21 protein-coding genes, 1 tRNA gene, 1 pseudogene and 2 riboswitches are annotated in these 26,533 nt (G+C 61.3%); of the genes and pseudogenes, 8 read left to right on the forward strand and 15 right to left on the reverse strand.

Annotated features, from left to right (window positions below):
• Nucleotides 1-114 precede the first annotated feature (114 nt).
• From H6B51_RS00005 to H6B51_RS00020, 4 genes are all read right to left on the reverse strand, one after another.
• Nucleotides 115-1,146, reverse strand: coding sequence for a threonine aldolase family protein (locus H6B51_RS00005; protein ID WP_204881724.1), 1,032 nt, complete (start codon nucleotides 1,144-1,146; stop codon nucleotides 115-117).
• Nucleotides 1,147-1,199: 53 nt separating this feature from the next.
• Nucleotides 1,200-2,882 (reverse strand): glutamine--tRNA ligase/YqeY domain fusion protein, encoded by a 1,683-nt coding sequence (locus H6B51_RS00010; protein WP_204881725.1) that lies wholly within the window; start codon nucleotides 2,880-2,882, stop codon nucleotides 1,200-1,202.
• Nucleotides 2,883-2,969: 87 nt separating this feature from the next.
• Nucleotides 2,970-4,130, reverse strand: coding sequence for a YibE/F family protein (locus H6B51_RS00015; protein ID WP_204881726.1), 1,161 nt, complete (start codon nucleotides 4,128-4,130; stop codon nucleotides 2,970-2,972).
• 74 nt (nucleotides 4,131-4,204) lie between these two features.
• On the reverse strand, nucleotides 4,205-5,785 hold the full coding sequence (locus tag H6B51_RS00020) for an alkaline phosphatase (RefSeq protein ID WP_204881727.1): 1,581 nt from the start codon (nucleotides 5,783-5,785) through the stop codon (nucleotides 4,205-4,207).
• Between the two features lie 193 nt (nucleotides 5,786-5,978).
• Between H6B51_RS00020 and H6B51_RS00025 the strand changes: the two genes are divergently transcribed.
• The 3 genes from H6B51_RS00025 (at nucleotide 5,979) to lysS (ending at nucleotide 8,823) form a co-directional block, all read left to right on the forward strand.
• A complete protein-coding gene (locus H6B51_RS00025) occupies nucleotides 5,979-6,701 on the forward strand; it encodes a hypothetical protein (protein WP_204881728.1) in 723 nt (240 codons plus the stop codon).
• A 130-nt stretch (nucleotides 6,702-6,831) separates the two neighbouring features.
• Nucleotides 6,832-7,305: a transcription elongation factor GreA gene (gene greA, locus H6B51_RS00030; protein WP_204881729.1), complete on the forward strand. Its 474-nt coding sequence runs from the start codon at nucleotides 6,832-6,834 to the stop codon at nucleotides 7,303-7,305.
• 12 nt (nucleotides 7,306-7,317) lie between these two features.
• Complete coding sequence (lysS, locus tag H6B51_RS00035; RefSeq protein WP_204881730.1) at nucleotides 7,318-8,823, forward strand: lysine--tRNA ligase; 1,506 nt, start codon at nucleotides 7,318-7,320, stop codon at nucleotides 8,821-8,823.
• Between the two features lie 107 nt (nucleotides 8,824-8,930).
• Here lysS and ilvD read toward each other — a convergent pair whose 3' ends face one another.
• The gene (gene ilvD / locus H6B51_RS00040) at nucleotides 8,931-10,592 is read right to left on the reverse strand and encodes a dihydroxy-acid dehydratase (RefSeq protein WP_204881731.1); all 1,662 of its coding nucleotides are present in this window, start codon (nucleotides 10,590-10,592) and stop codon (nucleotides 8,931-8,933) included.
• 199 nt (nucleotides 10,593-10,791) lie between these two features.
• Between ilvD and H6B51_RS00045 the strand changes: the two genes are divergently transcribed.
• Complete coding sequence (locus H6B51_RS00045; protein WP_204881732.1) at nucleotides 10,792-11,997, forward strand: MFS transporter; 1,206 nt, start codon at nucleotides 10,792-10,794, stop codon at nucleotides 11,995-11,997.
• A gap of 118 nt (nucleotides 11,998-12,115) precedes the next feature.
• On the opposite strand, the gene H6B51_RS00050 is transcribed toward H6B51_RS00045, so the two are convergent.
• The 8 genes from H6B51_RS00050 to H6B51_RS00085 all read right to left on the reverse strand — a co-directional run bounded on the left by H6B51_RS00050 (nucleotide 12,116) and on the right by H6B51_RS00085 (nucleotide 19,018).
• Nucleotides 12,116-12,192: transfer RNA gene (locus H6B51_RS00050), tRNA-Arg, on the reverse strand.
• 72 nt (nucleotides 12,193-12,264) lie between these two features.
• Complete coding sequence (locus H6B51_RS00055; RefSeq protein WP_204881733.1) at nucleotides 12,265-12,435, reverse strand: hypothetical protein; 171 nt, start codon at nucleotides 12,433-12,435, stop codon at nucleotides 12,265-12,267.
• A 426-nt stretch (nucleotides 12,436-12,861) separates the two neighbouring features.
• The gene (locus H6B51_RS00060; protein ID WP_204881734.1) at nucleotides 12,862-13,602 is read right to left on the reverse strand and encodes an N-acetylmuramoyl-L-alanine amidase; all 741 of its coding nucleotides are present in this window, start codon (nucleotides 13,600-13,602) and stop codon (nucleotides 12,862-12,864) included.
• 56 nt (nucleotides 13,603-13,658) lie between these two features.
• A complete protein-coding gene (locus H6B51_RS00065) occupies nucleotides 13,659-14,171 on the reverse strand; it encodes a CarD family transcriptional regulator (protein WP_204881735.1) in 513 nt (170 codons plus the stop codon).
• 210 nt (nucleotides 14,172-14,381) lie between these two features.
• On the reverse strand, nucleotides 14,382-15,989 hold the full coding sequence (gene pckA, locus H6B51_RS00070) for a phosphoenolpyruvate carboxykinase (ATP) (RefSeq protein WP_204881736.1): 1,608 nt from the start codon (nucleotides 15,987-15,989) through the stop codon (nucleotides 14,382-14,384).
• Between the two features lie 176 nt (nucleotides 15,990-16,165).
• Nucleotides 16,166-17,029, reverse strand: coding sequence for a 16S rRNA (adenine(1518)-N(6)/adenine(1519)-N(6))-dimethyltransferase RsmA (gene rsmA / locus H6B51_RS00075; RefSeq protein ID WP_204881737.1), 864 nt, complete (start codon nucleotides 17,027-17,029; stop codon nucleotides 16,166-16,168).
• A gap of 58 nt (nucleotides 17,030-17,087) precedes the next feature.
• Nucleotides 17,088-18,344 (reverse strand): sensor histidine kinase, encoded by a 1,257-nt coding sequence (locus tag H6B51_RS00080; protein WP_204881738.1) that lies wholly within the window; start codon nucleotides 18,342-18,344, stop codon nucleotides 17,088-17,090.
• The gene (locus H6B51_RS00085) at nucleotides 18,341-19,018 is read right to left on the reverse strand and encodes a response regulator transcription factor (RefSeq protein WP_204881739.1); all 678 of its coding nucleotides are present in this window, start codon (nucleotides 19,016-19,018) and stop codon (nucleotides 18,341-18,343) included. Before H6B51_RS00085 ends, H6B51_RS00080 begins: the two co-directional genes overlap by 4 nt.
• A gap of 221 nt (nucleotides 19,019-19,239) precedes the next feature.
• Here H6B51_RS00085 and H6B51_RS00090 point away from each other — a divergent pair, with 221 nt between their 5' ends.
• Together H6B51_RS00090 and H6B51_RS00095 are read left to right on the forward strand one after the other, a co-directional pair.
• Nucleotides 19,240-21,132 (forward strand): S-layer homology domain-containing protein, encoded by a 1,893-nt coding sequence (locus tag H6B51_RS00090; RefSeq protein WP_204881740.1) that lies wholly within the window; start codon nucleotides 19,240-19,242, stop codon nucleotides 21,130-21,132.
• A 273-nt stretch (nucleotides 21,133-21,405) separates the two neighbouring features.
• Nucleotides 21,406-22,137 carry a peptidoglycan DD-metalloendopeptidase family protein gene (locus H6B51_RS00095; protein WP_204881741.1) on the forward strand — a complete coding sequence of 244 codons (732 nt, stop codon included), beginning with the start codon at nucleotides 21,406-21,408 and terminating at the stop codon, nucleotides 22,135-22,137.
• A 51-nt stretch (nucleotides 22,138-22,188) separates the two neighbouring features.
• On the opposite strand, the gene H6B51_RS00100 is transcribed toward H6B51_RS00095, so the two are convergent.
• Nucleotides 22,189-23,559: an alanine/glycine:cation symporter family protein gene (locus H6B51_RS00100; RefSeq protein ID WP_204881742.1), complete on the reverse strand. Its 1,371-nt coding sequence runs from the start codon at nucleotides 23,557-23,559 to the stop codon at nucleotides 22,189-22,191.
• Between the two features lie 123 nt (nucleotides 23,560-23,682).
• A riboswitch (glycine riboswitch) is annotated at nucleotides 23,683-23,766 on the reverse strand.
• Nucleotides 23,767-23,769: 3 nt separating this feature from the next.
• Nucleotides 23,770-23,857: riboswitch (glycine riboswitch) on the reverse strand.
• A gap of 80 nt (nucleotides 23,858-23,937) precedes the next feature.
• Nucleotides 23,938-24,687, reverse strand: coding sequence for an XRE family transcriptional regulator (locus tag H6B51_RS00105; protein WP_204881743.1), 750 nt, complete (start codon nucleotides 24,685-24,687; stop codon nucleotides 23,938-23,940).
• Between the two features lie 245 nt (nucleotides 24,688-24,932).
• Between H6B51_RS00105 and H6B51_RS00110 the strand changes: the two are divergent.
• Both H6B51_RS00110 and H6B51_RS00115 read left to right on the forward strand, forming a co-directional pair.
• Nucleotides 24,933-25,160, forward strand: a pseudogene (locus H6B51_RS00110) (DUF6514 family protein); the annotation flags it as partial.
• A gap of 196 nt (nucleotides 25,161-25,356) precedes the next feature.
• On the forward strand, nucleotides 25,357-26,490 hold the full coding sequence (locus H6B51_RS00115; protein WP_204881745.1) for an SLC13 family permease: 1,134 nt from the start codon (nucleotides 25,357-25,359) through the stop codon (nucleotides 26,488-26,490).
• Nucleotides 26,491-26,533: the final 43 nt, after the last annotated feature.

A 26,533-nucleotide genomic window follows, 5' to 3' on the forward strand; every position in this document is an offset into this window, starting at 1 on the left:
CTCCTACTGCGTAGACTTTAAGCATGACTTCAATTTTGCCCGCTTTTAGGGGGCTGGGTTTTGTGCGCCTTTTTTCGGAATGGTGCCTAAATTACAATGTTTCAACCTTTATCCTTAGTCCAAATTGGGAAGGGCGGCCAGCAGGCCGTCCACGTCTGCCTCGCCGGTGTGGAAGCAGCACACGAAGCGAACCACAGTGTGGGTCTCGTCGTAGGGGCACCAGTCCTCATACTGGCACACCTCGTCCAGCACCGGCTTTTTGTCGTTGGGGGCAATGACAAAGACCTGGTTGGTGGGGGATTCCACCCACAGCCGCCAGCCCTTGGCTTTCAGACCGGCCTGGAGCCGGGCGGCCATCTGGTTGGCCTGGCGGCCCATCTTGAAGTACAGGTCGTCCTCAAAGAGGGCCAGGAACTGGGCCCCCTGGATCCAGCCCTTTTCCATGACGGCCCCCAGCCGCTTTTTCATGCGGAAGAAACCGTCGGTGAGCTCGGGCCGGGTAATGACCAGGGCCTCGCCGAACATGGCGCCGTTTTTGGTGCCGCCGATGTAGAAGGCATCGCACAGGGCGGCAAACTCGGGCAGGGTCATGTCGTTGGCGTCGGAGGCCAGAGCGCATCCCAGCCGGGCCCCGTCCACAAAGAGATACAGGCCGTTGGCATGGCAGAATTCCGACAGGGCGGTGAGCTCCGCCTTGGTGTATACCGCCCCGTTCTCGGTGGCGTTGGAGATGTACACCAGCCCCGGCTTGGTCAGGTGGGGGTCCTTGTGGAGCTCCAGCAGGGGGACCAGCTGGTCGGGGGCAATCTTGCCGTCGGCGTCGGCCTCCACGGTGAGGATCTTGTGGCCGGTGGCCTCGAAGGCCCCTACCTCATGGCCGTTCAGGTGGCCGGAGTGGGGGCAGATGGCGGCCTCCCAGGGCTTGAGCAGGAAGGCGCAGGCCACCACGTTGGTCTGGGTGCCTCCCGCCAGGAACTCCACCATGGCGTCGGGGCAGCCGCACACCTCCCGGATGCGGTCCTTGGCCCGGTCGGTGTACTTGTCGTCGCCGTAGCCGATGTTGCCCTCCAGGTTGGCGGCGCACACCGCCTCCAGCACCTTGGGGTGGGCCCCGAAGGAGTAGTCGTTGCGGAACCAGTATTTCATGTCCTTTCCCTCCATCAAAAGGGCGGGCGGCCTTGTGGCCGCCCGCCGGTCATTTAAAATTTAAAGGAATCCTTCAGGCTCACAGACCGGTTGAACACCAGGTGGCCGGGGGCGCTGTCCTTGTTGTCGGCGCAGAAGTAGCCCTGCCGCAGGAACTGGAAGGAGGCGGGTGCCTCCACATTGGCCAGGCCGGCCTCCACCTTGGCGTTGGACAGGATCTCCAGGGAGTTGGGGTTCAGGCAGTCCAGAAAGTTCTTGTCCCCGGCGTCGGGATCGGCGTCGGTGAACAGGTTGTCATACAGCCGGACCTCGGCGTCCACGGCGGTGGCGGCGTCCACCCAGTGGATGGTGGCCCCCTTCACCTTGCGGCCGTCGGCGGGGTCGCCCCCCCGGCTCTCCGGGTCATAGGTGGCGAAGATCTCGGTGATATTGCCGTTCTCATCCTTGGCGCAGCCGGTGCAGCGGATGAGATAGGCGCCCTTCAGGCGGCACTCGGGTCCGTCGGGATAAAGCCGCTTGTACTTGGGCACCGGGGTCTCCAGGAAGTCCTCGGCCTCCACATACAGGGTGCGGGAGAAGGTGATCTCCCGGCTACCAGCGGCGGGGTCATTGGGGTTGTTTTCCACGGAGAAGGTCTCGCTCTGGCCCTCGGGGTAGTTGGTGATGGTCAACTTGATGGGGCGGAGCACCGCCATCACCCGCTGGGCGGTGAGGTTCAGGTCTTCCCGCAGGCAGTGTTCCAGGAAGGCAAACTCCACAGTGGAGGCCGCCTTGCTCACGCCGTTGCGCTCGGAGAAGCTGCGGATGGCCCGGGGGGTGTAGCCCCGGCGGCGCAGGCCGCACAGGGTGGGCATCCGGGGGTCGTCCCAGCCGGACACCCGGCCCTCCTCCACCAGCTGGCGGAGCTTGCGCTTGCTCATGACGGTGTAGTTGATGCCCAGTCGGGCAAACTCGATCTGCCGGGGCTTGGCGGGCACGGGGCAGTTGGCGATGACCCAGTCGTACAGGGGCCGGTGATCCTCAAACTCCAGGGAGCAGAGGGAGTGGGTGATCCCCTCCAGGGCGTCCTCCAGGGGGTGGGCGAAGTCGTACATGGGGTAGATGCACCACTTGTCCCCCTGGCGGTGGTGGTGCATGTGGTTGATGCGGTAGATCACCGGGTCCCGCATGTTGAAGTTGCCGCTGGCCAGGTCGATCTTGGCCCGGAGGGTCATGGCCCCGTTGGGGAACTCGCCCGCCCGCATCCGGGCGAACAGGTCCAGGGACTCCTCGATAGGCCGGTCCCGGTAGGGGGATCGGGCGGGGGTGTTCACGTCGCCGCGGTACTCCCGGAACTGCTCGGGGGTGAGCTCACACACATAGGCCAGGCCCTTCTTGATCAGCTCCACGGCGTACTCATACATCTTTTCAAAGTAATCCGAGGCGTAGAAAAAGCGGTCGCCCCAGTCGTAGCCCAGCCAGTGGATGTCCTCCTGGATGGCCTCCACGTACTCCACGTCCTCCTTGGTGGGGTTGGTGTCGTCCATGCGCAGGTTGCACAGGCCGCCGTACTTCTCGGCGGTGCCGAAGTCGATGAAGATGGCTTTGGCATGGCCGATGTGCAGGTAGCCGTTGGGCTCCGGCGGGAACCGGGTGTGGACGGTCATGCCTTGGAACTGACCACCCTGGGCGATGTCCTCGTCGATGAAATCATGGATGAAGTTCTGCGTCATGGTGGCTTTCAGCTCTTCTGGCATAGTCTTTCACTCCTTCTCTTTGATACGAAACCATATTGTAACTCCTGCGGCGAAAAAAAGCAAGAGCGGAACGAAAAAGCAGGCGGATCATTCCGCCTGGGGCAGGGCCTGCCGTTCCCCCCGGCCCGCCAGCAGAAAGCCGCTGGTGAGGGCGGTAAAGGGGGCCACGGTGACCAGGCCGAAGGAGCCCACCACCGTGTGGATGATTTCCGAGGCCACATATTTATAGTTGAGGATGTTGTCCACCGGGGTGCCCTGGGCCATGAACACCATCAGCAGGGCCACATAGCCCCCGGAGTAGGCCAGCAGCAGGGTGGTGGTCATGGTGCCCATGGCGGCCCGGCCCACGTTCATCCCTGAGCGGGCAGCCTCCCATCGGGAGATGTCGGGCCGTTTCTCCACCACCTCGTACACAGCCGAGGTGATGTCCACGCTCAGGTCCATCACTGCCCCGGAGGCCCCGATGAAAATGGAGGCCATGAAGATCTGGGTCAGGTTCAGGTGCTGGTAGCCGGCGTACAGCAGACTCTCCGAGTAGGCCATCACAGCCCCGTGGATCTGAAACAGGTTGGTGAACACAAGGCCCAGCACGCAGGTCACCAGGACACCCAGACAGGCCCCGGACACGGCGGCGGCGCACCGGCGGTCAAAGCCGTACACCAGGGCGATGATGAGCACGGTGAGGAACAGGGTGATGACCAGCCCCACCCAGATGGGGTTGAACCCCTTTAGGTAGAGCGGCACCAGCACCTTCCACAGGGTAAGCACCGTCAGGGCAAAGGAGGCGATGGCACGGATCCCGGTGCGCCCGGCGAAGAGAATGAGGAAGAGAGCGAAGAGAGCGGCCAGCACCCCCTCCCAGCCCAGCCGGTAGTGATCGGACATGGTGACGTTGGTAATGATATCCCCGTCGTGGCTTACCACCACCAGGGCCTGATCCCCAGGGACATACAGCTTGTCCTGCTCCAGGGAGCCGTTGAGCATATTGACCCCGGTGACAGTCTGGCCGGCAAAGGCCCCGTTCAGAAGCTTCAGGGTACAGCGTTGCTCCCCCGAGCGGACCAGACCGGTGTCAATGATGGCGGAATCGTCGGTGGCCACCACTTGGGCGGTGCATCGTTCGGCCTCCTGGTAGAGCAGAGCCCCCTCGTACCCAGTAGGCAGAAACCATAAAAGTGCGATGGCCAGCAGACACACCAGCACGGGGGCGTGGTAGCGGACCGACCAGGAGATGGAAGGTAATTTCATAGTGATACCTCTTTGTACAAGATTACCGCGGCCCCGCCTTTTGGGCGGGGCCGCGGCGGAGAGAGAAGGGAAACTCAGGCCACGTTGAGCATATCGGCCAGCTTGTGGAAGATCTCGGTGTTGTCGTAGTAGCCGTTAAATACCTGAGCGTTGACGCCCTGGGCCAGCACGGCAACCGGCAGACCGGTGTGGCTGTAGGAGGTAAAGGACACACCGGACTTGTTGTTGATAATGTGGGTAATGGTAACGGACAGGGGCTCGTAGGTGCCGTAGAGCACATATTCCTGCTGCTCGTCCATGCCGGTGTCGGTCTCGTTGACGCTCTTTTCATAGGCGGTCTTGAGCTGGCTCAGCTCGTAGGGGGTGAGCACCAGCTTGTCCCCCTCCTCGCCCTGGGCCTTCAGGCCGAAGAGCTCCTCCACGTCCTTAAGCACATCTTCAAAGGAGGTCTTGTTCTCCTTGTAGGCCGCTACATAATCGCTGTCGAACTTGGCGAAGGAGATCTTCTGGGCCTCCAACAGGTCCAGGTACGTGTCGTAATCGGTGCCGGCGAAGCCGATGGTCAGGCCGCCGGTCTCGTGGTCGCCGGTGACCAGGATGAGGGTCTCATCGGGATGCTCGGCGGCAAAGTCGATGGCTACCTGCACCGCGTCAGCCAGGGCCTGGGTGTCGTGGATGGTGGAGGCGGCGTCGTTGGCATGGCAGGCCCAGTCGATCTTGCCGCCCTCGCACATCATGAAGAAGCCATCCTCGTCCTTCTCCAGTACTTCAATGCCCTTTTTCACGTGGTCAGCCAGGGACCACATGTCGTCGGTGCGGTCCAGCTCATAGGCCATGGCGTCCCCGTCGGCCAGATGCTCGTCGACGATGATGACGGGGCCCTCGGTGACGGCTTCCGCCTCGGCCTGGGTCTTGACCACAGTGTAGCCCGCCTGCTCCGCCAGGGTGTACAGATCCTCCTGATCCTCCTCGGCGCCTGTGGGCTTCAGCAGGCCGCCGCCGGAGAAGTACTCAAAGCCGGACTCCACCAGCTCCAGGCCGATCTCGTAGTAGTCGTTGCGGCTGGCCTGGTGGGCGTAGAAGGCGGCGGGGGTGGCGTGGTTCAGGTTCACAGAGGAGATGACCCCCACGCTCATGCCCAACTGGTCGTGGACCTTCTCGGCAATGGTCTCGTAGGCGGTAGAGCCGGTTTCGTCCATGTTGATGGTGCCCGAGTAGGTCTTGTGGCCGGTGGAAATGGAGGTGGCGGTGGAGGCCGAGTCGGGGCAGAAGCTGTTGGAGTCATAGGTGACGGCGGAGCCGGCGGCTTCAAAATTCATAAAATTCAGATAGGAGGGACCGTCCAGGATGGCGCCGCCATTGTCGTCCAGGCTGGGGGCGGCCTGCCAGTAGTCGTCATCCTCCAGGGCGCCCAGGAAGTCGGCGGTGGACTGGATCTGGGGATAGCTCATGCCGTCGCCCACAAACAGGAATACGTATTTGGGGCTCTTTTCGCCGCTGGTGTTTACCGCAGGGGACTCCGCCGCGGGGGACTCCACCACAGGCTGGGCGGAGGGAGAGGGAGTGGAGCCGGCGGGGGTGTTGCCGCAGGCGGTCAGGGAGCCGCCCAGGGAGAGGACGGCCAGAGAGAGGGCAAGGGGTCGCTTCCAGTTCATACAATGATTCCTCCAAAACAGTTGTCAGGTTCCTCTTTTCAAGAGACGGGCATATCATACCTGAGGACTTACGCCGCTGCTATCATGCCCAGGTAAAGAAGTGAAAAATCCCGGTAAGGCTTTGTAAAGAACAAAACAAGGGGCCGCATAACCGGAGGGGAAGCGCATAGGCTGTAGCCGGGGTGAGCGACGCATGGTAGGGATCCTGGAGCTGGAAGAGGGCCGGGGACGGCCGAAATTGGAGGAGCGGCGGATGCTGGGCCTGCGGTGGGCGGCGGTTACAGTGCCGGTCCGGGTGGGTTGGAAGGAGAAGCGGCTGCTCCGACAGGTGAGGAGGGGCGCGGCGGCCCTGGTACGGGCAGGGACACGGCGGGTACTGACGGCGGAGGACTTTCCTTACTGGGAGGTACTGGAGGGGGCCGGCCTGCGGCCGGTGGAGCCGGAGACCTTTACCCAGACGCTGGCGGAGCCCCTGACGCTGGCCGCCCTTACCTGGCGGGACAAAGCCCCGGAGCGGGCGGCGGTGTTGCTGACAGCGCCCCGGGTGACCCCCGCGCTGGTCCAGGCAGCGGAGCTTTTGTGCCCCAGAGTGCGCCGCTTGGCGGTGGACGCGGGAGAAGCGGGAGAGGAACTGGCCCAGTGGCTTCGGCTGGAGTTTGGCGCGGGAGTGGAGCCGCCGGATGGGATGTGTCCGGATATATCGCTGGCCTTCGGGCCGGGATGCGCCGGGGGCGGTGTGACCTTCCGCCTCTACGGTCCCAGGCCGGATCTGGCAGGCTTTGTGCCGGTGGTCCGGGGAGCCAGACTGCCCGCCGGCCTGGCGCGGCTGCCCCTGCTGGCGCTGCTGTGGGAGGCGGGACAGCTGGATACGGAGCAGGTGACTTTTTTACCACCCCGTCCCGGACAATTGACTTGACAGGAGGGGGGAAAGTACATATAATATCGTATTAACGTGGCGGAGTGTTTCCGTTCTGAATTTGCCGGAGGCCCTGGAACGGGCCCTTATCAATATCGCAATGCAAACAAGAAAGGTGTGCACGATCGACATGGCAAAGGAATACAAACTGAGCGCCGAGCGCCTGGAGGAACTGAAACAGGAGCTCACCTATCTGAAAACGGTGCGGGAAAAAGAGGTGGCAGATCAGATCAAGGAGGCCCGCTCCTTCGGAGATCTGTCGGAAAACAGCGAGTACGATGAGGCCAAGAACGAGCAGGGTAAGCTCTACTCCCGCATTGCGGAGGTGGAGAACATCCTGGCCAACTACGTGGTCATCGAGGAGCACGAGAGCGATCCCAATTCCGTCCGCCTGGGCTCCAGCGTCAAGGTGCTGGATCTGGAATTTGAGGAGGAGGAGACCTATCAGGTGGTAGGTTCCCAGGAGGCTGATCCTATGAACGGCCGCATTTCCGAGGATTCTCCCTTTGGCAAGGCTCTGCTGGGCAGAGCGGTGGGCGAGGAGGTCCAGGTCGAGGCTCCCGCCGGCGTATTAAGGTATCGTATCCTAGAGATTCAAAAGTAAGGAGCAAGAACGATGAGTACTGAAGAGAGAAGCGTCAACCAGACTGAGGAGCAGCAGAACCTGTCCGAGCAGCGCCTGATTCGCCGTGCCAAGCTCAAGGAGCTTCAGGACGCGGGCCAGGATCCCTTTCACATCACCAAGTATGTGGTGAAGCACCACTCCGCCGATATCAAGGAGAACTTTGAGGCCCTGGAGGGCACTGAGACCTCCATCGCCGGCCGCATCATGTCCAAGCGTGGCATGGGCAAGGCCGTGTTCTGCGATCTGCAGGATGTGAAGGGCCGTATCCAGCTGTATGTCCGCATCGACGAGCTGGGTGAGGAGGCCTTCGCCAAGTTCAAGAAGCTGGACATCGGCGACATCGTGGGCGTGGAAGGGGAGGTCTTCAAGACCAAGCGGGGCGAGATCTCCGTGAAGGCCCACAGCGTGACGCTCCTCTCCAAGTCTCTCCAGCCCCTGCCTGAGAAGTTCCACGGCCTGACCGACAAGGAGACCCGCTACCGCCAGCGGTACGTGGACCTCATCATGAACGAGGACGTGCGCCGCACCTTCCAGATCCGCACCGCCTTCATCAAGCATGTGCGCAAGTATCTGGATGACCGGGACTACCTGGAGGTGGAGACCCCCGTCCTGAACACCATCTCCGGCGGCGCCACCGCCCGGCCCTTCATTACCCACCACAACACCCTGGATATCGACATGTATATGCGCATCGCCACCGAGCTGAACCTGAAGCGGCTCACCGTGGGCGGCTTTGAGCGGGTGTATGAGATCGGCCGCATCTTCCGCAACGAGGGCATGGATCCCAAGCACAACCCGGAGTTCACCACCATCGAGCTCTACGAGGCCTACGCCGACTTCCACGACATGATGGACATCGCCGAGGGCATCCTGTCCACCGCCGCCCAGGAGATCCTGGGGTCCTATCACGTCAACTGGCTGGGGGTGGACATCGACCTGACCCCCGGCTGGCCCCGCCTGACCATGATCGACGCGGTCAAGCAGTACGTGGGCGTGGACTTTGACGCCATCTCCGACGACGAGGAGGCCTGCAAGGCCGTGGAGGCCAAGGGCATCGACATGGAGGGCTGCGAGCGCACCTGGGGCACCGCCCTGTATGAGGCCTTTGACCAGCGGGTGGAGGAGAAGCTGGTGCAGCCCACCTTCATCACCATGTACCCGGTGGAGGTCTCCCCGCTGACCAAGCGCTCTCCCAAGGATCCCCGCCTCACCGAGCGCTTCGAGCTGTTCATCAACCACTGTGAGTTTGCCAACGCCTTCTCCGAGCTCAACGACCCCATCGACCAGCGGGGCCGCTTCGAGCATGAGCTGGCGCTCCGTGACATGGGCAACGATGAGGCCGGCATGATGGACGAGGACTTTATCAACGCCCTGGAGTACGGCCTGCCGCCCACGGGTGGCATGGGCATCGGCATCGACCGGGCGGTCATGCTGCTCACCGATTCCGACTCCATCCGGGACGTGATCCTCTTCCCCACCATGAAGCCCCTGGACTGATTGGATAGTTAGACATAAAAAACGGCTGCCATACGGCAGCCGTTTTTTATGTCCAACGGAAGAAAACGCGGGACGGCTTGCGCCGTCCCGCGTTTGGGACAGATTGATTACTCCAGTACCGCACCCCGGGCGGCAGAGGTGACCAGCTTGGCGTACCGGGCCAGATAGCCGGTCTTGACCTTGGGTTCCGGACAAACCCACTTGGCCTTGCGGGCCGCCAGGGTGGCCTCGTCCACCTGCAAGGTGATGGAGCAGCTGGGAATATCAATGGAGATAATGTCCCCTTCCTCCACGAAGGCGATAGGGCCGCCCAGGGCGGCCTCAGGGGCCACGTGGCCGATGGAGGCTCCCCGGGTTGCGCCGGAGAACCGGCCGTCGGTGATGAGTGCCACAGACTCACCCAAGCCCATGCCGCAGATGGCGGAGGTGGGGTTGAGCATCTCCCGCATGCCGGGGCCGCCCTTGGGGCCCTCGTACCGGATGACCACCACGTCGCCGGAGACGATCTTGCCCTCATAGATGGCGGCGATGGCCTCGTCCTCGCTGTCAAACACCCGGGCGGGGCCGGTGTGGGTCATCATCTCAGAAGCCACGGCGGAACGCTTCACCACGCAGCCCTCAGGGGCCAGGTTGCCCTTGAGCACGGCGATGCCGCCGTCCTGGGAGTAGGGATTTTCAATGGGGCGGATGAGCTCGGGGTTGCGGTTGACCACGCCCTCCAGGTTCTCCTCCAGGGTCTTGCCGGTGCAGGTCATGACAGAGGTGTCCAGCAGGCCCTTCTTGGTCAGCTCCTTCATCACGGCGTACACGCCGCCAGCCCCTTCCAGATCCTCCATATAGGTGTCGCCGGCGGGCGCCAGGTGACACAGGTTGGGGGTCTTAGAGGAGATCTCGTTGGACATGTCAAGATCCAGCTCAATGCCGCACTCATGGGCGATGGCGGGCAGGTGGAGCATGGTGTTGGTGGAGCAGCCCAAGGCCATGTCCACCGTCTCAGCGTTGTGGAAGGCGGCGGGGGTCATGATGTCACGGGGCCGGATATTCCGCTTCACCAGCTCCATGATCTGCATGCCGGCGTGTTTGGCAAGCCGCAGCCGGGCGGACCACACGGCGGGAATGGTACCGTTGCCCCGCAGACCCATGCCAATGGCCTCGGTAAGGCAGTTCATGGAGTTGGCGGTGTACATGCCGGAGCAGGAGCCGCAGGTGGGGCAGGCGTTGTTCTCGTAGTCCTCCACGCCGGCCTCGTCCAGCTTGCCCGCCTTGTAGGCGCCTACCGCCTCAAACATGTGGGAGAGGCAGGAGCGGCGACCGTCGTTGAGCCGACCGGCCAGCATAGGGCCGCCGGAGCAGAAGATGGTGGGGATGTTCACCCGGGCGGCGGCCATCAGAAGGCCGGGCACGTTCTTGTCGCAGTTGGGGATCATGACCAGACCATCAAACTGGTGGGCCAGGGCCATTGCCTCGGTGGAGTCGGCGATGAGGTCCCGGGTGACCAGAGAATATTTCATGCCGATGTGACCCATGGCAATGCCGTCGCACACGGCGATGGCGGGGAACTCCACCGGGGTGCCGCCGGCGGCACGGACACCGGCCTTGACGGCCTCAGCGATCTTATCCAGGTTCATATGGCCGGGGACGATCTCGTTATAGGAGCACACCACGCCGATGAGAGGGCGCTCCAACTCCTCCTTGGTGTAGCCCAGAGCGTAGAAGAGGGAGCGGTTGGGGGCGCGCTCCACGCCCTTTGTCACGTTGTCGCTGCGCATATTGATTCCTCCTGTGTGATGGATCTCTATCCTGAAAACGGCCTGGGGGCCGCGCAGATAAATTGTCTTGTCTATCATACCATAATTTGAAGAAAAAAGAATGATAAGTATGCTACAATCCTCAGGAGATTTTTGAGCTGCTTTCCGGTGACATTCCCGGCGAACTATGGTATAATCACCTCCGGAAGGGAGGGGTTCTATGAGACCCTCGTATGAAAAGACCATCCGGGCCTGCTTTGTGGGGTATATCGTGCAGGCGGTTGTGAATAATTTTGCGCCCCTGCTGTTTCTCACCTTTCAGAAGAGCTATCATATCCCTCTGGCCCAGATCACGCTGCTGGTGACCTTCAACTTTGGAGTGCAGCTGTTGGTGGATCTGGTATCAGTAAAATTTGTGGACCGGATCGGCTACCGGGCTGCCATGGTGCTGGCCCATCTGCTGTCCGCCGGAGGGCTCGCCCTGCTGGCTGTGCTCCCGGACTTACTGCCCGACCCTTTCGCAGGCATCCTGGCGGCGGTGACGGTATACGCTGTGGGTGGCGGACTGCTGGAGGTGTTGGTAAGTCCCATGGTGGAGGCCTGTCCATCGGACAACAAGGAAAGGACCATGAGCCTGCTCCACTCCTTCTATTGCTGGGGCCACGTAGGGGTGGTATTCTTCTCCACGCTGTTTTTCCAGCTCTTTGGTGTGGAGAACTGGCGGGTGCTGGCCTTGCTGTGGGCCCTTATCCCACTGGGTAACGCTCTGGTGTTTACCCGGGTGCCCATCGCCTCTCTGCTGGACGAGGGGGAGCAGGGGCTGCGGGTGCGGGATCTCTTCCGCCTGAAGGTGTTCTGGGTGCTGATGGTGATGATGGTGTGCGCCGGGGCCAGCGAGCAGGCGGTGGCCCAGTGGGCCTCCACCTTTGCCGAGCAGGGACTGGGCATCTCCAAGACCATGGGGGACCTGGCAGGCCCCATGCTCTTTGCCATCCTCATGGGGCTGTCCCGGGCTTTTTACGGAAAGTACGGCGAGCGCATCCCCCTGGACAGGTTTATGATCTCCAGCAGCGTGCTGTGTGTGGCGTCCTACCTGGGGATCTCCCTGCTGCCCATCCCCCAGCTCAGTCTGGTGGCCTGCGGGCTGTGCGGCCTGTCGGTGGGCTGTATGTGGCCGGGCAGCTTCAGCAAGGCGGCGGCCGCACTGCCCAGGGGAGGCACTGCCATGTTTGCTTTGCTGGCCCTGGGCGGGGACCTGGGCTGCGGTGGAGGTCCTACTTTGGTGGGGGCGATATCCAGTCTTTTCGGGGATGACCTGCGGGTGGGTATCCTGATGGCCATTGTGTTTCCAGTGCTGCTGCTGGGGGGCGTTCTGCTGTGTGGACGGCTGGGGCGGGAGAGCAAGGCCTCCGGTCTGTTGTCCTGAACATTGATACAAAGATATATAAAGCAAAGCCTTGCCGCTTTCTGTTGCGGTAAGGCTTTGCTTTATAAACCAAAACATTGAGAAAATAAAAACGCACCCGCTATCGCAGGCGCGCTTTTGGTACGGCTGAAGGGATTCGAACCCCCGACCTTTTGGTTCGTAGCCAAACACTCTATCCAACTGAGCTACAGCCGCATGTCAGGAAATCATCTCTCGCTGACAGCTTAATTATACTACCACAGCTCATGACAGAATGCAAGAGGAAATTTAGAATTTTCCAAAAAAATTTTCCTGCCGCCGTCTGGAAGCCAACCGGGCCAGGCAGCCGGCCAGGTCGGCGCCGGTCTCCAGCCGGGTGCCCATGGCCAAGATGCCCTCCTGAACACAGAAGGGCAGGGCGTCGAACTGGGGCCGGACAAAGGGATCTACGTATGCCATGCTTCACCTCCCGCCTGTGGATACAGGCAAGGAAAGTATGCCCTCATCTGTGAGAGCCCATACCAGGGCATGAAACTTCATGCGTATTGCAGCGCACACGATGGATGCGAAAGCCTTGCGTATGAAGTTTTTATGCATCATTTTCGGTTGTCCCGGAGGGGGAAAAGGGCACATTATATTTTTTGCTATGCCTTTACACAGCAAAAAAGCGCCTCCGGCGGAGACGCGTCCCGTTTGTCTGTCAACTCCGCGGGGGACCCTTGCCGCCCCGCGGAGAGACAGTGTGTTGGTGCTTGAAAAGAGAGAAGAGAGAGGAGGAGTTTTGTTTGTTATCTTTCGTCCTGACGCTATTTATCATACCATGTTTCTGTGGGAAGTGATGAACCGTTTTGGAACTTAGTGTGAATGATTTGTGAACAACGCCAGCTACAGCAGGGTGATGTACCGCTCGTTGGCCCAGCCCACCAGACCGTCCAACCGCACTACATACCATTCTTCCCACTGATTGAGCACCGTCAGGGCCGTTCCGTCGTAGGCCCGGGCCAGAACCGGGGCGTTGACGGAGGGGCGGTCCCGCAGGTTTAGGTATCCCCAGTTTACGTCCACCACGGCGGGGCGGGGGTTCTGGGGCTCCAGGAAGGGCAGGCCGAAAAACTCGGTGAGAGAGAGTACCAGGTTACGGGCGATGGCATCCAGGTTGCCCTTAACCCAGGCAGCGTCGTCTGGGTTGTCGTGGTAGCCCAACTCCAGAAAGACGGCGGGGGCGCGCACCTGCTTTACCTCGCCGATGGTGGTGGTAGGTTCCGCCCGCACCTTGTTGGGCAGGGGATAGATGGTTTTCAGGCCGTTGGCGATGAGCTCTGCCGCCCGCTTCCCCTGGGTAGAACCGGGATAGTAAAAGACCAGCACCCCCCGCACCTGGCCGTAGATCCCTTCCGGGGCGGCATTGGAGTGGAGGGCCAGGTGGAGGTCGTAGGTCCCGGCGTTGGAGGCCCGGATAGAGGAGGCGGCAGTCATGTCCGGGGTATTGCGGGAATAGCGGATGCCGGAGGCGGTGAGGTAGGGCTCCATGGCGTCGGCCAGGCGGTTCATCCACTCCTCTTCAGTGCCTCCGCTGACATACAGGTTGTTCTCCTGGGTGGAAGGAGAAAGGTAAATGATGGGCATAGCAAGACCTCCTTTTGCCCATACTATGCGCAAAAAGGAGGTCCTGATAATGGTGCTTAGCCCGCCTCGGTCTGCTCTCCCAGCCGGTGGCGGATATAATTTGGAATCTCCTCCACCGGCAACTCTAATGCTGCCGACAGCTCTCCATACAGCAGCTCCTCCGCCCGCTTGCGGTAGCGTTCCTCCACCTTGCCAGGGCGCTTGCCTTGTTTCCGGGCGGCGATGTCCTTGCCGTGGATGCACTTCAACAGTCCTACCAGGTCGGTACAGCTGTTGGACTGAAAAAGAGCCTGGTAGCTGTGATTCAGCAGTTGCGCATTGGTCCCGGTGACGGCGGCCGCTTGAATGGTGGGCAGACGGCGGATGAGGGCGTCGGCCTCCCCCCTGGTAAGGGCGGGGCGCATGGATACAGAGGAGTCCACCGGAGCGTAGATAATCTCGGTGCCCTGGAGGGGGCGTAGGGTGTAGTAGGTCCGCTGGGTGCCGGTACGGGCGGTCTGCTGTCCCACTGCCATCACCCGGCAGACGCCGCTGCCGCTGTAAACGATCAGATCTCCCACCTGGAACATGGGATCCCTCCTTTCTTTTGATGCTATTTTAGCATTTTTAGAAGAGAAATTCCAGGATGGATGACCATTATGTATAAATTTTTGTACATTCTACACCAATAGGACGGGGTGTATATTTGTGCACAACGCGCAGGGCGGAGATGAGGGGATAAGAGAAAAGGCCTGCCGCGTGCGCCGCAGCAGGCCCTTGGAACCTATGTACTTGGGGGCTTAGTCCACCTTGGGTCCGGCGGCCACCAGGGCTTTGCCGGCGTCGTTGCTGGTGTACTTGGCAAAGTTCTTCACGAAGCGGGTGGCCAGATCCTTGGCCTTGGTGTCCCACTCAGTGGGGTCGGAGTAGGTGTTCCGGGGGTCCAGGATGTTGGTATCCACACCGGGCAGGGCGGTGGGCACTTCAAAGTTGAAGTAGGGGATGGTCTTGGTCTCCGCCTTCAGGATGGAACCGTCCAGAATGGCGTCGATGATGCCCCGGGTATCCTTGATGGAGATGCGCTTGCCGGTGCCGTTCCAGCCGGTGTTCACCAGATAGGCCTTGGCGCCGCTCTTCTGCATCTTCTTCACCAGCTCCTCGCCGTACTTTGTGGGGTGGAGCTCCAGGAAGGCCTGGCCGAAGCAGGCGGAGAAGGTGGGGGTGGGCTCAGTGATGCCCCGCTCGGTGCCGGCCAGCTTGGAGGTGAAGCCGGACAGGAAGTAGTACTCGGTCTGCTCCGGGGTCAGGATGGACACGGGAGGCAGCACGCCGAAGGCGTCGGCGGACAGGAAGATCACGTTCTTGGCGTCGGGGCCGGCGGAGACGGGACGCACGATCTTCTCAATGTGGTCGATGGGGTAGGAGACACGGGTGTTTTCGGTAACAGAGCCGTCGTTGAAGTCGCAGCGGCCCTCAGCGTCCACGGTGACGTTCTCCAGCAGGGCGTTGCGCTTGATGGCGTTGTAGATGTCGGGCTCAGACTCCTTATCCAGGTTGATGACCTTGGCGTAGCAGCCGCCCTCGAAGTTAAACACGCCGTTGTCGTCCCAACCGTGCTCGTCATCGCCGATGAGCAGACGCTTGGGATCGGTGGACAGGGTAGTCTTGCCAGTGCCGGACAGACCGAAGAACAGGGCGGTGTTTTCGCCGTTCATATCGGTGTTGGCGGAGCAGTGCATGGAGGCCATGCCCTTGAGAGGCAGGTAGTAGTTCATCATGGAGAACATGCCCTTCTTCATCTCGCCGCCGTACCAGGTGTTCAGGATGACCTGCTCACGGGAGGTGATGTTGAAGACGACAGCAGTCTCGGAGTTGAGGCCCAGCTCCTTGTAATTCTCCACCTTGGCCTTGGAGGCATTGTAGGAGATGAAGTCAGGCTTGAAGTTCTCCAGCTCCTCGGCAGTGGGCTGGATGAACATGTTCTTCACGAAGTGAGCCTGCCAGGCCACCTCCATGATGAAGCGGATAGCCATGCGGGTATCCTTGTTGGTACCGCAGAACACGTCCATCACGTACAGCTTCTTGTTGGACAGCTCCTTAATGGCCAGCTCCTTACAGGCGCTCCAGGCCTCCTGAGAAGCGGGCTTGTTGTCGTTCTTGAACTCGTCGGAGGTCCACCACACGGTGTCCTTGGAGTTCTCGTCCATAACAATAAACTTATCCTTGGGGGAACGGCCGGTGTAGATGCCGGTCATGACGTTAACGGCGCCCAGCTCGGTGACCTGACCCTTGTCATAGCCCTCCAGATCGGGGCGGGTCTCCTCCTGGAACAGGAACTCATAGGAGGGGTTGTGGATAATCTCGGTAACGCCGGTGATGCCGTATTGACTCAAATCAATATTTGCCATAATACATGACCTCTTTTCCCGTAGTGATCTCTCAGGGGCGGTCAAGCCCCGGAAGCTGTCAATGCTATGACCATAATCATACACAGGATTGGAGCCAAAGTCAATTCTCTGGCATGGACAATTTTGCAATTCTCTTTTCGGACGGTTTCAAATCAGCTTGTGGCCAGCCGGGACGTTCAGGCCCCCAAAGCCCGAAGGGCTCGGGCCAGGGCAGCAAACTCCGGGATGCCAAGCCTTTCTCCCCGAATGGTTTCCGGCAATCCAGCGCCGGCGATGGCCTGCCGTAACTGGTCCCGGCTCAGCCTGTCCCCAAAGGCGGAGGTCAGGCCGTTGAGCAGCGTTTTGCGCCGCTGGGCAAAGGCGGCTTTCACTACCTGGAAGAAGAAGGCATCATCCACCAGATCCTGAGGAGGCTCCTTCCGGGGGACCAGCCTGATTACCGCCGAGGTTACCTTGGGGGCGGGGAGGAAACACTCCGGGGGCACCTCAAAGAGAAATTCCGGCTGGGTGTGGTACTGGCAGAACACCGAAAAGGCCCCGTAGTCGGCGGTGCCGGGAGAAGCGCAGATGCGCAGGGCCACCTCCCGCTGGATCATCACCGTGATGGCGGCAAAGCAGTTTGCCTCAATGAGGGCGGTGAGCACCGGAGTGGTGATGTTATAGGGCAGGTTGGCGCAGGCCATGGGGATGAGGCCTGGGAACTGCTCCGCGGCCAGGCCGGACAGATCCAGCTTCATCACATCCCCGGGAATGACGGTTACGTTGTCATAGGGGGCCAGGGTCTCGGCCAGGATGGGCAGGAGGGAGCGGTCCAGTTCCACCGCCGCCACCTTACCCGCCCGCCGGGCCAGCTGGACGGTGAGGGGGCCGATGCCCGGGCCGATCTCCAGCACCCCGCAGTCCCCGTCGGCGCCGGAGGCGTCGGCAATGTCCCGGGGTACCCAGCCCTCGATAAGAAAGTTCTGGCCCATGCTCTTGGAGAAACGGAACCCGTGTCGGCCCAGCAGGGCCCTGATGTCATTGCTGTTGCAAAGATCCATAGCACACCTCGCGTTTTTGTTGACATCAGTATACGGGAACCGGTGGGAAATTACAAGCCTACCCCCGGGGAAGAAGCACGGCAAAGGAGGTGCCTGCCTCCCGGGTGCTGGTGACGGTGAGCCTGCCCCGGTGGGAGAGAACGATGCTGTTGGCGATGGCCAGGCCCAGGCCGTAGCCCCCCTGGGCACGGTCCCGGGAGGGGTCCGCCCGGTAGAAACGCTCAAACAGGTGGGGCAGGTGTTCTGGCGGGATGGGGTCGCCGGTGTTGTGTACGGTGAGGCGGATCTTGTCCTGCTGGCGGACAAGGGTGACGGTGACGGCGGGCTGAGGGCCGCCGGCGTATTTGACGCCGTTGTCCAGCAGAATGCGGACTAGCCGCCGCAGCTGGCTCTCGTCACCCTGGACGGTGAGGCCGGGAGAGAGCTCCGCCGTCAGCGTCACCCCGGCCTCAAAGGCCACCGGCTCAAAGGGGAGCAGGCAGCCCTCCACCAGCTGACTCAGGTCGGTCTCCATGGGGCGGAAGGCCAGCCGGGCATCGTCCGACCTGGCCAGGAAGAGCAGGTCCTCCACCAACCCCTTCATCTGCCTGGCCTCCTCCCGGGTGTTGGATAGCCACTTGGCCTGATCGGACACCAGATCCGACGGGTGGGAGAGGACGATGTCGGTGCTGGCCAGGATCACTGTCAGCGGGGTTTTCAGTTCATGGGAGGCGTCGGCCACAAATTGTCGCTGCTGCTGCCAGGCCCGCTCCACGGGCTTGAGTGCCAGGGTGGCCAGAAACCGACTGACAAAGAAGAAGGCGGCCATGGCCAGCCCCCAGATCAGCAGGCAGGTGAGCAGCAGGCTGCCCATAGTGTCACTCTCCCAGCTGCGGTCGGCAAAGGCGATGCGCACACTGCCGTCAGCCTGAGTTCTGATCAGATAGCGCAGGTGGAGCTCCTTTAACACCCCGGCCTCCTGACCGCTGTCCATAGCCAGCTCCGCCGCCTGCCGGGCGGTCTCCTGGGAAACCTGGAGCTGTCCGCTGCTGATGAGAAGGGTCGCCGTATCCTCCTGGACCGAGACCAGGAAAAAGGGAATCAGGAAGCTGTAGCCCTCATCCAATGATTCTTGGTTGGGCAGGGAGGCGCCCACCTCCAGCCGGGGCGGGCTGTCCCCGTCTCCCAGCTCCAGGGCCACTTCCAGGGCGGAGTAGGTTTGGTTTTCCAGACGTCGGGCGTTGGCAGCCAGCAGTAGGGCCAGCCCCACCGTCAGCACCATGCCCACCAGCAGCAGATTGATGAGGGTAAACTTCCGGCGCAGACGGGGGATCATAGTGCAGGAAGCTCCAGGTAGTAGCCCACCTTGCGCACAGTGCCAATGCCCACGGTGGAGTGGAGGTATACCAGCTTTTTCCGCAGAAAGGAGATGTATACCTCCACATTGTTGTCGTCAGCGGAGGAATTCAGCCCCCACACCTGGTTGATGATATCCTCCTTGGGTACCACGGCCCGGGGATGGAGCATTAGCTGCCGCAGTACGTCAAACTCCTTGAAGCCCAGCCGCACCCACTGCTGATCCCGGTATAGGCAGCGGGAGGAAAGCTCCAGAGACAGGTCTCCCACCGCCAGCCGGTCGCCCGATCCCTCGCCCTGACGGCGGGTCAGGGCCCGTACCCGGGCCAGCAGCTCTTCCGCGTCAAAGGGTTTGGTCATATAGTCGTCGGCCCCCTGATCCAGGCCGACAATTTTGTCCCGGGTCTCATCTCGGGCGGTCAACATGAGGATCGGAGTGGTCACATGGGCACACCGCAGTCGCTGGTCCACCTCCAGCCCATTCAGCCCGGGCAGCATCACGTCCAGAATGATCACGTCGTACGGATTGGTAAGGGCCAGATCCAGCCCCTTCGCTCCATCATGGGCCAGCTCCGCCTGGTAATGCTGTTCACCCATAATCTGGCCTAGGGCCTCCGCCAGGCGCGTTTCGTCTTCCACGATCAAAACTTTCATATCTGAGATCCTTTCTGGTCATAGTTGGAGGGGCATTTCTTTCAGCATACTGTTTTACCCTGAAACCAGCCTGAAGAATGGACCTGGAGTTGGAAGGCAAATGAAAAGAAATTGTGAAGAGCAGACCGGTCCGTTGACAGGGGTGGACGGACAGATTAAAATAAAAATGACAGATCAGGCCTGCGGTCCCCGTATACCGGGATAAAATGGAGGGAAATGGTATGAAAAAACGATTTCTGTCCGTCCTGCTGGCGGCGGCTCTTGCCCTTGGACTGGCCTCCGCCGCTCTGGCAGCCGAGCTCACGGAGACGGAATCCGCCCAGCTGCTGGCAGCCCTGGATATCATGGTGGGAGACGACAAGGGAGATCTGGCCCTGGACCGTACCATTACCCGGGCGGAGTTCACCAAAATGGCTGTGGCCGCCTCCACCAGCCGGGACACGGTGGGGGACACGGTGACGGTGAAGCCCTATCCCGACGTGCCCCAGACCCACTGGGCCGCCTCTTACATCAAGGTGGCCACCGACATGGGGCTGGTGCAGGGGGACCTGTCGGGGCTGTTCAACCCGGACCGGGAGATCACCCTGGCCGAGGGGGTCACCATGGTGCTGCGGCTGCTGGGCTATGAGGACGGCGACTTCGCGGGGACGTGGCCCGCCGGCCAGATGGCCCAGTACCGGGCCCTGGAGCTGGACGAGGGGATCGCCTGCGGGCAGAATGACAGCATGACCCGTCAGGACGCCCAGACCCTCTTCACCAATCTGATGTTCACCAAAACCAAGGCGGGGGCCTATTATCTCAACGTGCTGGAGCCCGACCGCGATCTGGTCACCGCCGACGGGGACTTTGACCGGATGGCCCTCATCAATTCCGATATGGAGGGTCCCCTGGTGGCAGGCCGGGGATGGGAAGCCTCCATCCCCTTCGACCTGGAGGACGCCGTCATTTACCGCAACGGCAAGGTTTCCATGGCGGACGCCATCCAGACCCAGGACGTGCTGTACTATTCAGAGATCGTCCGCACGGTCTGGGCCTATTCCGACAAGGTCACCGGGCTGCTGGAGGGGCGCTCCCCCAGCGCCTCCTCCCCCACCTCGGTGACGGTGGCGGGCAGGACCTACGCCATTGAATCCATGGAGGCCGCCTATGCCCTGTCCGATCTGGGCGGGTATGCCATCGGCGATACCGTTACCCTGCTGCTGGGCCGGGACGGCGGCGTGGCAGCGGTGGGCTCGGCGGAAGAGCAGGAGGCCCTGCTGTACGGTGTGATCACCGCGGTGGAGGACCGGACCTATGACGACGGGGACGGCGGCAGCTATACCGCCCGTTCGGTGTCAATGACGGCTACCGACGGCAACACCTACTGGTATGCGGTGTCCGACACCTACCTGGATGAGGGAGACATGGTGCAGGTGGTCCAGAGCTCCGGGGGAGTGTCGGTGACCCGGCTGTCCAATACCCGGATCGAGGGGCGGGTCAATTCCGACGGTTCCAAGATCGGCCTGAAGACCGTGGCCGCCGATGTGCAGATCATCGACACCTACGAGGCGTGCACCCCCCTGCGGATCTACCCCAGCCGCCTGGCCGGGATGACCCTCACCAAGGATATGGTACGGTTTTATGCCCTCAATGAGCAGGGAGAGATCTCCCATCTGATCCTCAACGACGCCACCGGAGACATCCATCAATACGGGATCCTCACCACCTGCGACGAACAGGAGATCCTCCAGCCCAACGGCGACCTCACCCTTACCGGCACCTATGTCTATGACATCGGAGGCCAGCGCACGACGCTGGTGGTGCCTGACACCATTTACCGGCTGAAGGTGGGCCCCTGCCAGGTGGTGTTGGAGAGCGACACGGAGGTGGACCGGCCTTACAACCTGACCGAGCGGAAGCTGAACAGCGTCAGCGACACCTTTGCTGTGGGCACCAACAACCAGACCTACAAGCTGTCCCAGTCGGTGGTGGTCTACCTCTATCAAAACGGGATCTACCGGATCTCTGACCTGCAGCACATCCTCAACGGGGAGTACACCCTCACCGGCTGGTACGACAAGGAGCAGAAGGACGGCGGGCGCATCCGGGTGATCGTGGCCCGGCCCGTGACCTAGAGAAACAGGGGCCTGTTGCAGAACTGACGGTTTGCACAAGCCTGTCATTGCGAGCCAGTGCGCGCACTGGCGTGGCAATCCGTTTTTGCAGCAAACGGAGACGGATCCCCACGAAAAACGGTCGCCCGGTGGGCGGCCGTTTTTCTCGGAATGACGGGGTCTGTGTACTTTGCGTATTTTGCGGCAGGCCCTTTGCTGTCAGCGTACAAATTTTCCCAGGAGCAGGTATAAGCCGCCTCCGGCCTGTCAAAACTAGGGCTCGGAGGTGTTTGTATGAAAAAATCCTTTTATCACAAGGTCGGTGACTTCATCGAGGGGAAAGGGTTTTACATTGTCCTGGCGCTCTGCCTGGCGGCCATCGGCGTGTCTGGCTGGGTGCTCTTCTCCTCACTGACTCCGGACCAGCCTGAGACCCCGGTGGGGGGAAATGCGGTGATCACCGTTACCCCCATGCCTACCCCTGTGGCCACTGTTGCCGTTACGCCGGAAAAGCCCGTACTGACCGCCACGCCTAAACCTACGTCTACCGCTGCGGCCGTGGTATCATCCACCCCCTCTCCCACGCCTCAGCCCACTGCTACTCCCAGGAGCGCCCCCACATCCCTGGCCTGGCCGGTGACGGGAGAGGTGCTGACCGGCCATAGCCTGGAGACTCTGGCCTATGACGTGACCATGGGAGATTGGCGTACCCATGCGGGGGTGGACATTGCCGCCGCGGTAGGCGCCGAAGTGCGGGCCCCCGCCGCCGGAGAGGTGGTCTTGGTGACTCAGGACGTGATGCTGGGTACCACGGTGGTCATTGACCACGGTGGGGACCTGCGCACCACCTGCGCCAACCTGGCCGCTACTCCCACTGTGGAGGTGGGAGACCAGGTGTCGGTAGGGGACATCATCGGCGCGGTGGGGGAGACCGCCATCTCAGAGAGCGCTCTGCCCTCTCACCTGCACTTCTCCGTCACCCGGGCGGGAGAGCCGGTGGACCCCATGGAACTGCTGCCAGACTAATTAAAAATAGCCTGCCGCAATGCCCGCGGCAGGCTATTTATAGTTGTGGAGTCAGGACAGCTTGTGGGTTTCCTCCTTACCCCTGGTGATTCGGGCCACCAGGCCGCTGAGGGCCAGCAGGCCAATCAGGTTGGGCAGTACCATCAGGCCGTTGAACATATCGGATAGGTTCCACACCAGATCAACCTTCTGCATGGAGCCGATAACGATAAAGACCACTACCAGCAGGGCGTATACCTTGACAGCTCCCTTGCCAAAGAGAGCCTTCACGTTGACCTCGCCGAAGAAATACCAGCCGATGATGGTGGAGAAGGCGAAGAAGAACATACAAATAGCCACAAAGGCGTTGCCGAAGGGGCCAAAGGCGGTGTTGAAGGCAGCCTGAGCCAGGGGGGTGCCCTTGAGAGCGCCGGTGACCGGCTCCAACAGGCCAGAGGACAGGATCACCAGGGCGGTGAGGGTGAGGACAATAAAGGTGTCAATGAACACCCCCATCATGGCAATGATCCCCTGATCCTGGGGCCGCTTTACCTGGGCCATGGCGTGGGCGTGGGGGGTGGATCCCATACCGGCCTCATTGGAGAAGAGGCCTCGGGCCACGCCGTATCGCATGGCCTCCCGCATGGTCAGACCCAGGGCGCCGCCCAGCATAGCCTGGGGATCAAAAGCGCACACGAAAATAGACTGGAGGGCGGGCAGCAGGTTGGCCCGGTTGATGCACAGGATGATGAGGCTGCCCACGATGTAGAACAGGGCCATGACAGGAACGATCTTCTCGGTGAAGGAGGCGATACGCCGCACACCCCCCAGGAAGATGAAGGCGGCGATGACGGCCACCACGATCCCCACCGCCAGATGGGGGACGCCGAAGGCGGTGTAGAAGGCGTCGCTGATGGAGTTGGATTGGACCATATTGCCCATAAAGCCCAGAGCCAGGATAATGGCGATGGCAAAGAACCCGGACAGGAACTTGCCGAACTTACCCCGGAAAGCGGCCCGGATATAGTACAAGGGACCGCCGGTGACGTGGCCGTCGGCGTCGGTGGTGCGGAATTTCTGGGCCAGAACCGCCTCGGAGTAGATGGTGGCCATACCGAAGAAAGCGGACAGCCACATCCAGAAGATGGCCCCGGGTCCGCCGGAGTACAGGGCGGTGGCGCAGCCGGTAATGTTGCCGGTGCCCACCTGGGCGGCGATGGCGGTGGTCAGAGCCTGGAAGGAGGACATACCGTCCTTGCCCGCTTTTTTGCCCGACAGGGAAAAGTTACCGAAGAGTCGTCTCATACCCTCGCCAAACTTGCGGATCTGGATAAAGCCCAGACGTACCGTAAAATAGATGCCGGTGGCCACCAGAAGAAACAGCAGCGCATAGTCCCACAGGACGGTATTGACCGCCCCCACGACGCTTTCGATCAACTCCATTGTTTATCTCCTCTTTCCGTCTGGATTGCGGCAAAGAAAAAGAGCCGGACCGCCTGTTACGGCGGTCTGGCTCTGAACGTACAGCATATGGGCCTCCGGTGGCCCATATGCCGCTGAGATTCACTCTGTCCTTTTGCCTGAGAGATTCGGGTCCGAAACCGGGCCCGTTGCACCTTCGGCATCCCCGCTGAGGGGACTTCTCCAGAGCCACATCCATCCACAGTCCTCATCTCCATGGGAGACACCTGAGAGTTTTGCTCCTTCGGTAAGCATTGCGGCTTTTTCCTGTGGACTTCCCTTGTCGCTATGTGGGGAAGAAGCGCCTTCCCGTTTTTCAACAGGGAGAACTATAGCACTGCCAGTGATGCTTGTCAAGGCTCAATCTTTGAGCTGCTCCCAGCGACAACCTTTGGCCTGTCCCAGCACGGTGCCCAGGCAGTCCAGCCGGTCCTCCGGCGACAGGTACAGGTCAGGGAAGGACAGGCTGGGGGCCAGCAGGCGGCTGGTGCCCCGGCGGCGCACCAGTCGGCGCAGCAGCAGCTCCTGGTTGAGCAGGTAGACCCCGTATTCCTGGGGCGAAGGCTCTCCCTGGCGACATAGGAGGATGGCCCCCTGGGGATAGAGGGGTTCCATGCTGCCGTCGCCCAGCAACACGGCGAAATCCTCCTCCCGGGCGGCCCGGTCCACCTCGGGCACCAGCAAGGGCCGCGGCGGGCGGCCGCCGGTGGCTAGGCAAACGGTGCGCTTGACAGGCACCGAACCGATGGCCCGGCCAGCGGGTGTGTTCAGCAGGGCCAGTATGAGCCCGGCGGTCTGTCGGCGGCGGGGGTCCAGCTGGCGGATCTGAAGAAGAAGCGTCAGCTCCTCCGGGGAGAGAAGGACGATGCCGTCCTGCGCTGAGGCGGTGACCCAGCACTCCGGAGGCAGCTCGTCGTCCAGCAGATAGCGGATGGGTACCCGCAGCACCTGGGTGATCTTGTCCATGGGGCCCACGGCGGGGTTTTTGGTCTGGCCGGAGAAGATCTTGTTCAGTGTGCCCAGGGGAACGCCGGACAGCCGGGAGATTTCCTCCGAGGTCAGATGTCGCAGCTTTTTCACATAGGCCAGCTTTTCCACCATCATAGACATAGGCACACCTCCGGTCTGGTGCCGACCGAATGCGGTCAAATGGACCCGGCCGGCGGGCAAAATCATCCTCTGGAATTGACAATGGGGAGAAAATACAGTATATAGTATGCCGAGGGGAAGAAATACCAATATATTGGAATCTGGATTTGGAAAGGGGGAGAAAGGAGCGAAGCTAGTATAGCTCTGACCGAGGGAAAAATCCCTCGAAAACCGTCGTAACAGGGGAAAATAAGTACAAGAACAGAAAAAACGAGGAGAGAGGAAGCATGAAGCAAAACCACATGACGTACCGGGTTTATCTGGATCAGGCATCCCTGCCTCAGATGTATGGCATTCAGGGAAGAGGCGGCGTCCGGGTAGGGCGGATCTCAACCGACTTTCAGGAGGTCAACCGGCTGGCCCAGTGCTGCAACAGCGCCGGCCTGTCCCCCATCCACCTGGCAGACGTGGTGGAGGATTTTCGCCGGTCCTAGGCTCTGTCTGAAAATGGCCGCCCCATCGCTGGGTATATCGCTATTTTCAAATTAGGCCGGGGAAAAATTCCACCGGATACTTGACCGCTTCCAAAGAATCAGGTAAACTGAAACAGGCCATAGGCTAATGATGCTCAGATGAAAAGCCACCCGCCCGGGTGGCTTTTTCCTTGCGCTCAGAGGAGGAAAGCGGGAGATGAAAGAAAACAGAGGTGGCCTGCTGGGCTTTTGGAAAAAAGAGCCGGTACTGTGTATCGCGGCGGTGTGCGCGGTGGCTTCCATAGCCCTCAATCCGCCTTCGGCGGCTTATTTGAACTACATAGATTGGCGGGTGCTCTCTCTGCTGTTCTGTCTCATGGCGGTGGTAGCGGGTTTCCAGCAGTGCGGTGTGTTCGCCGTGCTGGCTCAGCGGCTGCTGGCCGGGGAGCGGCGGATGCGGTTCGTCACCCTGACCCTGGTGCTGCTGCCCTTCTTTGTGTCCATGCTGGTGACCAACGACGTGGCCCTCATCACCTTCGTACCCTTTGCCATCCTGGTGCTGGGGCTCATCGGCCGCACCGAGCGGCTGATCTACATTGTGGTGCTCCAGACCATCGCCGCCAACCTGGGCAGTATGGCAACTCCGGTGGGCAACCCCCAGAACCTGTTTTTATATGCTGATTACGAGCTTACCGCCGGGCAGTTCTTTTCGGTAATGCTCCCCCTGTCCCTGGTGAGTCTGGCGGGACTCATTGTAGCTTCTCTGTGCGTCAAGCCCGAGGGCATCAAGGTCACCTTTGCCGAGAAGGCGGAGATCCAGGCCCCCGGCCGGCTGGGGCTAATGGCCCTGCTGTTTGTGCTCTGCCTGCTGTCGGTGTTCCGGGTGCTGCCCTATCCCGCTCTGCTGGCGGTGGTGCTCGCCGGGATGCTCATCTTCGACCGGCCCCTCTTCGCTAAGGTAGACTACGGCCTGCTAGCCACCTTCTTTTGCTTTTTCCTGTTCGCAGGCAACATCGGGGCCTGCCAGCCGGTGCGGGAGGCCCTTACCCAGGTGATGGCCCGGAACACCGCCCTCACCTCCGGCGTGGCCAGCCAGATCATCAGCAACGTGCCGGCGGCGGTGCTACTCTCCGGCTTCACCAACGACTGGCGGGGCCTGCTGGTGGGCACCAATATCGGCGGCCTGGGCACCCCCATTGCATCCCTGGCCAGCCTGATTTCCCTGAAGGCCTATCTCAAGTCCCTCGGGGCCCGGGCGGGCCGCTATCTGCTGGTCTTTACAGCAGCCAATGTGGTGGCCCTTGCCATTCTGGGGGGCGCCGCCGTGGTCATGGGGATGCTCCTTCCCTAAATTGGGTCGAAATGTGAGAAAAAGACTGGGATACCGTCTTGTG

Source organism: Pseudoflavonifractor phocaeensis (genome assembly GCF_016901955.1).
GTDB classification, from domain to species: domain Bacteria; phylum Bacillota; class Clostridia; order Oscillospirales; family Oscillospiraceae; genus Flavonifractor; species Flavonifractor phocaeensis_A.